This is a genomic window from Haloflavibacter putidus (genome assembly GCF_006546625.1).
GTDB classification, from domain to species: domain Bacteria; phylum Bacteroidota; class Bacteroidia; order Flavobacteriales; family Flavobacteriaceae; genus Mesonia; species Mesonia putida.
On record NZ_VIAR01000008.1, the window covers coordinates 58,164 to 71,319 of the forward strand.

9 protein-coding genes are annotated in these 13,156 nt (G+C 36.0%); 7 read left to right on the plus strand and 2 right to left on the minus strand.

Annotated features, from left to right (window positions below; translation table 11 throughout):
• Window position 1 precedes the first annotated feature (1 nt).
• From lptC to FKR84_RS08925, 4 genes are all read left to right on the plus strand, one after another.
• Window positions 2–568, plus strand: coding sequence for an LPS export ABC transporter periplasmic protein LptC (lptC, locus tag FKR84_RS08910; RefSeq protein ID WP_141421956.1), 567 nt, complete (start codon window positions 2–4; stop codon window positions 566–568).
• The gene (locus tag FKR84_RS08915) at window positions 565–759 is read left to right on the plus strand and encodes a hypothetical protein (RefSeq protein WP_141421957.1); all 195 of its coding nucleotides are present in this window, start codon (window positions 565–567) and stop codon (window positions 757–759) included. Before lptC ends, FKR84_RS08915 begins: the two co-directional genes overlap by 4 nt.
• Complete coding sequence (locus tag FKR84_RS08920) at window positions 759–2,045, plus strand: hemolysin family protein (RefSeq protein WP_141421958.1); 1,287 nt, start codon at window positions 759–761, stop codon at window positions 2,043–2,045. The genes FKR84_RS08915 and FKR84_RS08920 overlap by 1 nt, the downstream gene beginning before the upstream one ends.
• Window positions 2,046–2,256: 211 nt before the next feature.
• On the plus strand, window positions 2,257–4,380 hold the full coding sequence (locus tag FKR84_RS08925) for a SurA N-terminal domain-containing protein (RefSeq protein WP_141421959.1): 2,124 nt from the start codon (window positions 2,257–2,259) through the stop codon (window positions 4,378–4,380).
• Window positions 4,381–4,419: 39 nt separating this feature from the next.
• On the opposite strand, the gene FKR84_RS08930 is transcribed toward FKR84_RS08925, so the two are convergent.
• The gene (locus FKR84_RS08930; protein ID WP_141421960.1) at window positions 4,420–5,367 is read right to left on the minus strand and encodes a GYDIA family GHMP kinase; all 948 of its coding nucleotides are present in this window, start codon (window positions 5,365–5,367) and stop codon (window positions 4,420–4,422) included.
• Complete coding sequence (locus tag FKR84_RS08935) at window positions 5,357–6,661, minus strand: hydroxymethylglutaryl-CoA reductase, degradative (protein ID WP_141421961.1); 1,305 nt, start codon at window positions 6,659–6,661, stop codon at window positions 5,357–5,359. The genes FKR84_RS08930 and FKR84_RS08935 overlap by 11 nt, the downstream gene beginning before the upstream one ends.
• A gap of 215 nt (window positions 6,662–6,876) precedes the next feature.
• On the opposite strand from FKR84_RS08935, the gene FKR84_RS08940 reads away from it, so the two are divergent.
• The 3 genes from FKR84_RS08940 to FKR84_RS08950 are packed head-to-tail and all read left to right on the plus strand — an operon-like array spanning window position 6,877 to window position 13,127.
• Complete coding sequence (locus tag FKR84_RS08940) at window positions 6,877–9,063, plus strand: S9 family peptidase (RefSeq protein WP_141421962.1); 2,187 nt, start codon at window positions 6,877–6,879, stop codon at window positions 9,061–9,063.
• A gap of 19 nt (window positions 9,064–9,082) precedes the next feature.
• On the plus strand, window positions 9,083–11,002 hold the full coding sequence (locus FKR84_RS08945) for a peptide MFS transporter (RefSeq protein ID WP_141421963.1): 1,920 nt from the start codon (window positions 9,083–9,085) through the stop codon (window positions 11,000–11,002).
• A 1-nt stretch (window position 11,003) separates the two neighbouring features.
• Complete coding sequence (locus tag FKR84_RS08950; RefSeq protein WP_141421964.1) at window positions 11,004–13,127, plus strand: peptide MFS transporter; 2,124 nt, start codon at window positions 11,004–11,006, stop codon at window positions 13,125–13,127.
• Window positions 13,128–13,156 lie beyond the last annotated feature (29 nt).

Genomic DNA, 13,156 nt, shown 5'->3' on the forward strand with positions numbered 1-13,156 from the left:
TATGCAAATAACATATTCTAATATTATTAAAAGCATTGTTGTAATGATTTTTACAACAATGCTTTTTTCTTGTCAGAACCGTTTAAATCAAGTTAGAAGCTGGGATAAAGATGAGCTGGCCGCACAAACTTCTGGAGAGGGTATTAATCTTTTTTATACCGATAGCGGAAAAGTTAAAGCCAATTTACGCAGTCCGTTTATGTTAGATTTTAGTAACCAAGAATTTCCTTATCGGGAATTTCCAAAAGGGCTAGAAGTAGATTTTTATGGCGAAGACAACAAAAAAAACACTGTAATTGCAGATTATGGTATTGTGTATCAAGAAACCGGCTTGGTAGATTTGCAAGGAAACGTAGAAATTGTAACTAGTGATAGTACCGTATTACACGCAAAGCAATTATACTGGGACCAAAAACAACAATGGGTTTTTTCTGATATAGATTATAGTATAAAAATGAAAAGTGGCGCGTTAAATGAAGGAGAAGGCTTTGACGCCAACGAAAATTTTAATAAATTCAATTCTAGGTCCAATATTGGAACGCAATATATAGACAACGATAAAAAATGATGAAATTTTATAAGTTTTTTGAATATGCCTATTTGGTAGTAGCCGCATTTTTTACCTACCAAGCCATTGTAAGTTGGGCAGACCAACGCGGCAGGGCAATTATGTTTGCTGCCTTTGTGGTAGTGGCAATATTTATGTATTTCTTTAAAAGACGTTTCCGTAAAAAAATAGAGCAACATAAAGAAAAATAATGCAAGTAGATATACTTATAATAATTCTTTCTTTGTTATTTTCTGCTTTTTTTTCCGGAATGGAAATCGCTTACGTTTCTTCTAACAAAATACATATAGAAATAGAAAAAAAGCAAGAAGGTTTTTTGTCTAAAATTTTAAAAAAGCTTACCAAAAAACCTTCTAAATTTATAACCACCATGTTGGTGGGAAATAATATTGCTTTGGTGGTTTACGGATTTTTCATGGGCGATTTAATCGTAAATTTGCTGGCAGATTTAAGCTTTGATAGCGCCTTAATAAACTATTGGTTAACCAACGGTATTTTGCTTACCAAAACCATTATTTCTACAGTTATTATCTTGTTTACTGCAGAGTTTCTTCCAAAAGTATTTTTTCAAATTTATGCCAATTTCTTTTTAAAATTCTTTGCCTTACCCGCCTATTTATTTTACCTGCTTTTTAGTTTTATTTCAGACTTTGTAATTTGGATAAGTGATGTGGTGCTAAAACTTTTCTTTAAAACCGAAGGGGATGAAGTGCAATTAGCCTTCAGTAAAGTAGAATTGGGTAACTACATTAGCGAGCAGATGGAAACCGTAGAAAGAGATGAAGAGGTAGATTCTGAAATACAAATTTTTAAGAACGCTTTAGAATTTTCCGAAGTTAAATCGCGCGAAGTTATGATACCGCGTAACGAAATTGTAGCAGTAGATGTGTCTGAATCTCCCCAAAATTTAGTAAAGCTCTTAACAGATACCGGTCTTTCAAAATTGTTGGTATATAAAGAAACCAACGACGATATTATTGGGTATGTGCATAGTTTTGATTTGTTCAGAAAACCAAAAAACATTCGGGAAATCATGATGAAAGTGGTTTACGTGCCCGAGACTATGTTGGCAAAAGACGTATTAAACCTGCTTAGCAAAAAACGTAAAAGTATAGCCGTGGTTATAGATGAGTATGGCGGTACCAGCGGTATGATGACGGTAGAAGATATTGTAGAAGAGTTATTTGGCGAGATAGAAGATGAGCACGACCCAATTGTTTTAATTGAAGAAGAATTACCGGAAAATCGTTATAAATTTTCTGCACGCTTAGAAGTAGATTATATAAACGAGCATTACCGCCTAAACCTTCCGGAAGGCGAAAATTATGAAACCTTAGGCGGTTTAATTACCAACCACACAGAAGAAATACCAGAACAAGGCGGTCAAGTTATTATAGATAATTTTAAGTTTAGCATTTTAGAGGTTTCCAATACCAAAATAGAATTGGTGCAAATAGAAAAATTAGAAGAAGATTAGCCAAAACCAATCTAGAATTTTAAAGAAAGCTTAGCCCAAATTATGTTTGCTAAAAACTGCCATTCTCTTTGGTAGCTATACAAGTACTTTGAAAGTCTACGCAAAGAATAAATAAATTCAAAATATAAGTACAACTTTTTAAGAACTTTAATTTTATAATTTAAGTAATTATCTTATTTTCGCCCCCTATATTTAGACAAATACAATAAAAATGGCAGTATTAAATAAAATCCGGGAACGTTCTGTTTTTTTAATCATAATAATAGCCTTGGCGCTATTTTCATTTGTTTTGGCAGATGTGATTCGAAATGGTGGTTTTTCTTCACAAAAATCGCAAAACGTAATCGCAACCGTAAACGATGAACCTATAGATAGAGAAGAATTTGCGCGACAAGTAGAATCTTACCAACGTAACTCTAGAGGTAACATTACAACAACGCAAGCTGTAAACCAAGTGTGGAACAGCATGTTAAACCAAGCTTTATTAAAAGAAGAGTTTGAAAAACTTGGTATAGAAGTAGGACAAGAGCAAATTAACAACGTATTGCGTCAGCAATTTGCAGGCAATCCTAATTTTACCAACGAGGCCGGTATGTTCGACATAAACTTGATGCGCGAGTATATTGCCAATCTAAAAGCAACTTCTCCCGAAGCTTATAGCCAATGGATTGATGTAGAAGAGAATATTGCAGAGCAAGCAAAAGCCAATATTTACTATAATATGGTAAGAGCCGGTATTGGCGCTACCAATTTAGAAGGTAAACAAGCCTATAAATTAGAAAACGATAAAGTAGATTTTAAATTTGTTTACCTACCTTATGATACAGTAGAAGACGAAGAAATTTCTAAAAGCGAAATAAAAGATTATATTAATAAGCACAAAAAGCAATACGAAACCGAGGCTACAAGAAATATTCAATATGTGTTTTTTGAAGAAAGCGCTTCTAAAGAAGATGAGCAAGCTGTAGAAGAAAATGTAACCCGCTTATTGCAACAGCGAGAAGTTTATAACGAGGTTTCTAAAATGAACGATACCTTAAAAGGCTTTAAGGATGTAGAAAATAACGAAGCTTTTTTGGTAGAAAATTCAGATTTACCTTACCAAGAACGCTTTATGTTTAAAACAGATCTTCCGGCAGAAAACGCCAATAATATTTCTAACTTAAATCAAGGCGAAACTTTTGGTCCGTACAAAGAAGGTGGTTTTTATAAAGTTTCTAAAGTAACAGCGGTAAAACAAATACCAGATTCAGTAAAAGCAAAAGATATTTTAATCTCTTACCAAGGTACGCCGGTAGGGCAAGAATTAACCAGAACCAAAGAAGAAGCCAAGCAATTGGCAGATAGTTTGGTAGAGGTGTTAAATAACGATACAAGTAAATTTGGTGAAATTGCAGCCAACTATTCTAGCGATACTTCTACAAAAGATAACGGTGGTGATTTAGGTTGGATAACCTACAGCCAAGTAAGCCAAGACTCTGATGTAATTGACTTTTTGTTTACCCAAGACGAAGGCAAAGTAGGAATTGTAGAAGACGAAGAGATTGGTTATTATATCTTATTGCCAGAAGAACAAACTGAAGCTAAAAAGGCTTTTAAAGTAGCAACCTTAGGAAAGGAAATAGAGCCTTCAGAAACTACCCAAAACAGATTATTTACAGAGGTCACCAAATTCGAAATTGCTTCGGGCGAAGGAGATTTTGTAAAACAAGCCGAAGAAAAAGGCTATGAAACTAAGCCGGTAAAAAGTATAAAAAATATGCAAGAAAACATTCCGGGTATTGGTAACCAAAGACAAATTGTACAATGGACTTTTTCTGAAGAAACGAAAGCTGGTGATATAAAAAGATTTGACACGCCAAACGGTTATGTGGTGGTGCAAGTTACTGCAGTAAACAAAAAGGGTTTGATGAGCGTAGAAGAAGCTTCGCCAAAAGTAACACCTGTATTGCGTAGAGAGAAAAAAGCAGAGAAAATAAAAGCGGAAATTAACAGTAGCTCTTTAGCAGAAATTGCCAGCAGTCAAAATGCCTCTGTGCAAACCGCTAACGCTGTTACTAGAAAAAATCCAACTATTCCTGGGGCGTCTAGAGAGCCTAAAGTAGTAGGTGCTGCTTTTGCTTTAGAAACCGGAGAAACCAGCAAGCCTATTGCAGGCAGAAAAGGAGTTTATGTAGTAGAGGTAACTAACAAAACAGAAGCTCCAGAGCTAGGGTCTTATGCTACTTTTGCTAAGCAGGAAACACAAGCGAGTAATGCAAGAGTAACACAACGCCTGACAGAGAGTTTAAAAAATAGCGCAGAGATAGAAGATAACCGTGCTAATTTTTACTAATTGGTAAAAATGAATAATATAAAAAAAAGCTTGTCTGTTTTAAGGCAAGCTTTTTTTGTTTAAAATCATTTGGTGGTAATCTAAAATGGTAGAATAGTTTTTACTTAAAAAGTAGTTCTTTTGTTTTTGGCTGCCGGTAGCCAAAATAAAATCGCCACCCCAACCGCCTAAACTCTTTATACTGCCGGAATAATCGGGAAATAAGCGTTGTTTAACAGGGCGAATGTTTAAAGCCTTTGCTACAATTTCTTCGTGCAGATCTAGAAGTCTTTCAAAATCTGACAGATTTTTACATGCTAGGATTTTCTGCGTGACCTTATTTATTGCTTTTAAAGATTTTTGATGATTCTCCGGCTTTTGTTTGCGATAATGCGCAATAGCTTCTCTACTATCTTGTTTCTGATTAAGGTGTACAAAAAATAATTTTTCCGTAAAGGAAGGTTTAAAATCTACCGTTTTAATTATCGGTTTCTTATCTTTTAAAGCATATAAAATGGGCGTGTCGTGCATTGCACAGGCAATGTCATAACCGCTGCCGCCAAAACTGTTTTCCAATAGTTTATACGGATTTATATTTGCCCATTTTGCCAAATTAGCAATTAAAGTAGAAGAGCTGCCCAAACCCCAATCTCTATTAAAATCGAGATGGGTTGTAAAAGCTAAACTTTTATCGGTAAATAAATCTGGTTTTTCCTTTTTGAGGAAATTTAGAAGCTGTACAATTCTTTCGGCGGTTTTTTCTTCCGTAAAGTTTAAATTGTTCTTCAACTTTAGCACGCCAGAATCGTTTTCTAGCTGTAGGGAGAACCAGCAATTTTTTTGGGCATCATAACTTTTCCAGCTAATAGTATTTTCTGCTTCCGTAAAGCTTTTAACGCGCAAATCCTGGCCGTAATTGCTTGGTAAAGCCAAGGCTGTGGCGCCATCTAAAACAAAATATTCTGCGGTTAAAAGCAACTTGCCGTTACTGTAAAACTTATGCTCCATTTCTAATATTTTCTAGGACTTTTACTACAGAGCTATGCGAAACCGTATGTGATTTAAAGTATTCTATTACTTTTTCTTTTTCTGAATTAGTGGCTTGAAACTGGTTTAAAATATTCATTAAATGCATTTTCATATGTCCTTCTTGAATGCCGGTGGTAACCAAACTTTTTAAAGCTGCAAAATTTTGGGCCAATCCGGCTACGGCAACAATCTGCATTAATTCTTTTGCAGAAGGTTTTCCTAACATTTCTAAAGCCAGTTTAACCAAGGGATGCAAGCTGGTTAAACCGCCAACGGTTCCTAGAGCTAAGGGCACTTCTATCCAGAATTTAAAAATACCATTTTCTATGCTTGCTTGCGTTAAACTGCTATACTGGCCGTTGCGGGCAGCATAAGCGTGTACGCCGGCTTCTACTGCTCTAAAATCGTTTCCGGTGGCTAAGATTACCGCATCTATTCCGTTCATAATTCCTTTGTTGTGCGTAACGGCACGGTAAGGTTCTATTTGAGCAATTTTAACGGCTTCTACAAACTTTTGCGCAAACAACTTTGCTTCTTCTTTCTCGTCTAATAAGTCTGCCACCGGACAAGATACTTCTGCGTGTGCAATGCAATTGGGAACATAATTAGACAAAATACTCATAATAACTTGCGGTTTTTTGTCGTCTAATTGCTGGATTGCCAAATTTTTAAAACTGCTAGCTATCTGCTCTAAACACGAATTTATAAAGTTGGCACCCATGGCGTCAAGGGTTTCAAAAGTGCAATAGAGTTGGTAATAATTCTCTAGGTCTTTTGTTTTATCGCGAAGCTCTAAATCTAAAATTCCGCCTCCGCGCTTAACCATATTGGCGGTAATATTTTCGGTTTCTTTTAAAAGTTGCGCTTTGTTTTTATGGAAGAAATCTTTTAAAGTAGAAAAATTACCCGCATAAGTAAAGTGAACTTGTCCTACTTTTTGGGTGTCTATAACCTTTGCGGAAAAACCTCCTTTGTCATTCCAGAATTTGGCTGCTTTACTAGCCGCGGCAATCACAGAACTTTCTTCGATAGTCATTGGGATAGCATACACCTTATTGTTGATGGTAAAATTTGGAGCTACGCCAAAGGGAAGGTAAAAGTTAGAAATGGTGTTTTCGCTAAACTCGTCGTGCAATTTTTGCAATTTGAGATCGCTGTTCCAGTACAGTTGCAGTAATTCGCGAGCTTTTTGTGCATTGTCAAAATATTTTGTGGTTAGCCAAGCTATTTTTTCGTCTTTGCTGAATTTAGAAAAACCGGAAATTTTTGTCATTCTTTTTTGTGTTCTTGTCTGGTGCAAAGATACAATTCTTGGCTTTTAAGACTGCTTAATAATGATTTTAGCAAAGATTTTTTAGCAAATTCAGCTTTGGTAAATATTCCGCGGAAGCTTAGTTTAACAAAATGTTAGTATTTAACACTAAAAGTAGCCTGTTTTTGCTGTTTTTTTAGTAAACTTGACCTGCAAAATTTCGACGTATAATTTTTATGAAAACTACAGGTTTATTTTTGGTGACCTTTTTAACGGTTGCCAGTATTTTAACAGCCCAAAAAAAACAAATTGAATTAGAAGAATTGTGGAACGGCACTTTTAGACAAGAACGTCTACAAGCCTTGCAATCTTTAGATAACGGCAAAGAATATGTGGTGCAAAACTACAACCGTGCTACGCAAAGTGTAAGCGTAGACAAATACAGTTATAAAACCGGTGAAAAAACCGGAACTTTAATCGATTCTAAAAATATACCGGAGCTAAATTATTTTCAAAGCTATACATTAAGCGAAAATGAAAATAAAGCTTTGTTGGCTACCCAGTTGCAGCAAATTTATAGACGCTCTGCGAAAGGAATTTATTATGTATACGATTTACAATCGGAAAAACTAACCCAAGTTTCGGATAAAAATATACAAGAGCCTTCTTTTTCTCCGGATGCCTCTAAAGTGGCTTACGTGTACAACAATAATATTTACGTAAAGAATTTAGAAAACGGAGAAACAAAACAAATAACCTTTGACGGGATAGAAAATAAAATCATAAACGGGATAACAGATTGGGTTTATGAAGAGGAATTTGCTTTTGTACAAGCATATGAATGGAACAAAACCGGCGATAAAATTGCCTATCTGCGTTTCGACGAAGAAGAGGTTCCAGAATTTTCTATGGATGTTTATGGCACTTACGGAAAACAACTTTATCCGCAGCAAGATGTTTTTAAATATCCTAAAGCCGGTGAAAAGAATGCAGAAGTGAGTTTGCATATTTACGATTGGAAAACAGAAGAATCTTCGAAAATAGATTTCGATAAAGATTACGAATATTTACCGCGTTTAAAATGGAGCAACGATAATCAAATTTTAAGCGTACAGGCAACCAATCGTCACCAAAACAAATTAGATTTACTCTTTGTAAATACAAAAGATAATAGCACAGAGTTGGTTTTAGAAGAAACAGACGAAGCTTATATAGATGTTACAGACAATCTTACTTTTTTAAACGACAATAGCTTTATTTGGACTAGCGAAAAAGACGGATGGAACCATATTTACCATTACGGAAAAGATGGCGATTTAATCAAACAAATCACTAAAGGTAACTGGGAGGTTACCAATTATTATGGTTTTGATCCGCAAACAGGTAGAATTCATTACCAAAGCACAGAAAACGGCAGCATAAACCGCGATGTATTTTCTATAATGGCAAGCGGTAAAAACAAAGCGCAATTAACCCAAAGACGCGGCACCAACAGTGCAGATTTTAGTGCAGATTTTACTTATTTTATCAATACTTACAGCAGCGTTTCTACACCAAATGTTTATACACTGCACTTGGCACGAAACGGTAAGTTGGTGCGTAAAATAAAAGATAATTCTAAACTGGAAGAAAAATTAGAAGACTATAAGATTTCTAAAAAAGAATTGTCTACCATCAATATTAACGGCAACGATTTAAATATGTCTATGATTAAGCCGTTAAATTTTGATCCTGAAAAGAAATATGCGGTTTTAATGTACCAATATTCCGGTCCTGGTTCACAATCTGTATCCAATAGTTTTTTGGGCACGAATGATTATTGGTACCAAATGTTGGCAAACGCCCACGATATTATTGTGGTAACTGTAGATGGTCGTGGTACCGGCTTTAAAGGCGCCGAATTTAAAAAAGTAACCCAAAAAGAATTGGGAAAATTAGAGTTGGAAGATCAAATTGCAGCGGCAAAAAAGTTAGCTCAACGAGAATATATAGATGCAAATAGAATTGGTATTTGGGGTTGGAGTTTTGGCGGTTTTATGTCGTCTAATGCAATTTTTCAAGCCGGCAATACTTTTGAGTTGGCAATTGCAGTTGCCCCGGTAACCAGTTGGCGTTTTTACGATAGTATTTATACAGAGCGTTATATGACAACACCACAAGAAAACCCTAGTGGTTACGATCAAAATTCGCCAATTACGCACGTAAACGAATTTGACGACAGTAATCATTATTTATTAGTACACGGAAGCGCAGACGATAATGTGCACGTGCAAAACACTATGCAATTAATAGAAGCTTTGGTGCAAGAAAATAAGCAATTTGATTGGCGTATTTATCCCGATAAAAATCATGGTATTTATGGCGGTAATACCCGTTTGCATCTTTACACGCTTATGACAAATTTCTTAAAAGAAAACTTATAAAAATAATTTAAACAGCTATATGGCAGCAACGATAAAACCGGAGAATAAAGAACTATTTGGCCACCCAAGAGGTCTTTATGTGTTATTTTTTACTGAAATGTGGGAGCGTTTTTCTTATTACGGAATGCGCGCAATTTTGGTACTATATTTAGTAAGTGCAACCACAGATGGCAACGCAGGATTGGGATGGACCTCTGCAGAGGCTTTTGCCCTTTACGGCTGGTATACAATGTTGGTATACGTATCTTCCATTCCCGGAGGTATGATTGCCGATAAATTGCTTGGTCAGAAAAAAACGGTACTATGGGGTGGCGTAATCTTAGTTGCAGGTCACGGTATTTTGGCTGTAGAAGAAATGTGGGCCTTTTATACCGGTTTAGTTCTAATTGTAATTGGTGTTGGTATGTTAAAAGCCAATATCTCTACTATGGTAGGTGGTCTTTATAAAAAAGGCGATATTAGGAGAGATAAAGGTTTTACTATTTTTTACATAGGTATCAACTTAGGAGCCTTACTTTCCAGTATAATAGTAGGTTATGTAGGCGAGCAAATTGGCTGGCATTACGGCTTCGGAATTGCTGGAATTGCGATGGCCTTAGGACTATTGGTTTACTGGTGGGGACAACCTTACCTTAGAGAAGTAGGTAATTTACTTTCTAAAGCAGAACGAGGAGAAGGCGCATCTTTAGGCGGATTATTTAAAGATTTATTTAAAACCCGATTACAGCTTATAATTAGCGCAGGCTTGATGCTTTTTTCAATTTACTGGTTAATAGTAGAAGATATAGCTTATGGTCTATTATTTATATTTTTAAGCTTAGTTACCGCGATGATGCTAATGATCTATGAAGATCTTACCACCAAAGTAATGAAAGACCGTTATATTGTAATTGTACTTTCGTTTTTATTGGTAATTGTTTTCTGGGGAGCTTTTGAGCAAGCCGGCGGTTTAATGAATATTTACGCACTAGAAAAGACGAACAGAACTTTACCTTTTAGCCTTCCTTTAATCGGATCTGAAGTGCCGGCATCCTGGTTCCAAGCTTTAAATGCCTTGTTTATAATTATTTTTGGTGTTTTGATTGCCAATTTCTGGGCCAAGCGTAAGATAAAAAATAAAGAGGCTTCCAGTCTTTTTAAAATGGCAACCGGCGTTGTAATTATGGGGCTCGGTTTCTTGTTTATGGCGGGAGCAGCTTGGCAGTACGAAAATGAAGGCGCCGCAGCTATGTACTGGCTGGTCTTAGCATATTTATTACATACTATAGGAGAGCTTTGCTCGTCTCCGGTAGCTTTGTCTTTTATTACCAAATTATCGCCGGTACGTTATGCTTCTTTAATGATGGGGGTGTATTTTGCCGCAACCGGTTTGGGGAATAAAATGGCTGGGGTAATTGGAGAATTTTCGCAAGGTGAACCTACTAAAATAGATCTTATTGCTTCCAAAAGCGAAATAGAACCTTTCTTAAATCCGCAAGACAGTGTTTTGGTTATGGATAAAAACTTCAAATTAGAAGCTAAAATTTATCCAACCGAAGATGGTGTGCGTACCGAAGAAATAAATACAAACGAATCTCTTTTAAACCTGATTAAGTTTCATTCCGAAAAGGGAGAAGACGAAATAGCAGCAGTGTTAAGAGAAGATAATATTACTGCGCAAAATCCTTATCACGCAGAGCTAAGCTTCAAAAAAGCAGAAGACTCCGCGCAAGCAGAAGAAGGTTTGGGTTATACAGGAACTTTAATTATAGAAGAATTACAAACAGAAATGGAGTTCCGTACCTTTATAGGTATAACCATTTTTACCGGTTTGTTTGGGTTTATAGTAATCTTAATGCTAAAACCACTTAAGCGTCTAACCCACGGGGTAGAAGACAACGAGGTAGAAATGTTAGAACAAGAAGGTTACGAAATATCAGATACAGAAAAAGAGAAATAAAATGGCAGCAATAGCTTCAAACGAGCACGAAGAGTTTTTTAAAAGTAAAGTATTAGGTCATCCCGCCGGACTTTTCGTATTATTTTTTACTGAAATGTGGGAGCGTTTTTCCTTTTACGGAATGCGTGTTTTGCTTATCAACTTTTTAACAATGGCAGCGGTTGGCTACAATCCTGGTTGGGAATGGACCACCGAAAATGCCGGAGCACTTTTTGGTACCTATGCAATGTTGCTTTACATTACGCCAATTATTGGTGGGGTTATAGCAGATAAACTTACCGGTTATCGCTGGGCAGTTGTAATTGGAGCAGTAATTATGACGTTGGGGCACGCCGCAATGGCTGTTGAGACAGAATTTTGGCTGTATGTAGGGCTTGCGCTCTTAGTAATTGGTACCGGTTTCTTTAAACCAACTATGACTTCTATTATTTCTGAAATGTATAAAGATCTTCCTAAAAAGAAAGATGGAGCATATACCATATTTTATATGGGAGTAAATGCAGGGGCTTTCTTTGGAATGATGCTTTGCGGTTACTTGGCAGAACGTGTAGGTTGGTCTTGGGGCTTTGGTTTAGCCGGAGTTTTTATGCTTTTAGGAACTTTACAATTTTGGCTTGCCAAACCTTTATTTGGTAAAATAGGAGATGTGCCCAATAAAGAGGAAGAAACAGAAGAAATTACTGAAGGAGAAACCACTACCAGAAAAGAGAAGAAAAATATTAAGTACAATCCGTTTACGGCTTTAGATAAAATACTTATTGTAATTACTTCAATAATAGGGTTGGCTTATGCTATAAACGATCCTTTATCAAAAATTGCTAACTTTAACTTATTCCCGTTTGAGTTTCAAGGTATGGAAGGTCAGTATGTAGTAGTGCTTTTTGGCTTGGTCTTATTCTTATATTTGGTAATAAGCAGGATAAATAGATATGCGCCGGTTGTTAGAAATAGAATGTATGCTGTAATAGTTTTTGCTTTTTTTACGGTTTTATTCTTTTTAGGATTTGAGCAAGGCGCGACTTCTCTTGTCTTGTTTGCACGAGATTATATAGACAGAGAACTCATAGGAAATGCGGCAATAATATTTAATATCGTAAACGCCCTTTTAACTATTGTGCCATTAGCCATTATTACCTACGTTCTTATATTATTGGCAAAACGAACCTTTGGGAAAATTCCCGGTTCAAACATTGTTTTAGCCATCTGTTTTATTGGTATTTGGGGCGTAGTAATTTATATGCTAAACCGCGATTTTAACACTACGGCTTACGAAGTAGAGTTTGATGCACAAAAAGTGGCGGTAATAGATGAAAATACCGGTGAACCGAAAGTAACCAAAAACGGTGATTTTGTATATTTAGAAGTTCCTGTTTCTACAGACCAAAATATAGACGAAGTAGAAAATGAAACTTTCTCTAAAAAAATGGTTATTGGTGAAGCTTTTAGCGATTTTAAAGAAGGTCAAGAGATTAATATTATTACCAAAGACGAGAATTACAATAAATTTGGATATTTAACCCCAGAGCGTTTAGAAGATGCAGAGAAAAATGCAGAAAGTTTGGGTAGAGATAGCGGGGTTGTAAAAGCCACCGTTACCGAAGTAAAAAACCATTGGGTAGAGATTACTGCCTCTTGGTTTAGTATTTTAAACTCTTTCTTTATCATTGCTTTTGCCAGCCTGTTTTCTAAGTGGTGGGAAAGCAAGTACAATCCTTCGGCACCACAAAAATATGGTATAGGTCTTATTTTATTAGCTTTAGGCTTTGGAATGCTAGCCTTTGGTACCTTTGGTGTTGCAGAAGGCGTAAAAGTAAGTATGATTTGGCTTATTCTGGCCTACCTCTTCCATACCTTTGGCGAGCTTTGTATATCGCCGGTTGGTCTTTCTTACGTAAGTAAACTGGTGCCGGCAAGAATGATAGCTTTTATGTTTGGTATGTGGTATTTGGCAATTGCCATAGGAAATAAATTTGCCGCCGTTCTAGGAGGTCAATTAGAAAATATTCGCGAAGAATACTCGTTAACCACCTTCTTTTTAATTTTTACCGTAGTACCAATTTTAGCCGGTTTATTAATTATTGCTATTAATAGACCTATCAAAAAATTGATGCAAGGGGTGAAATAATTTTTTTTTGGAATGAAATTTGAAATAAT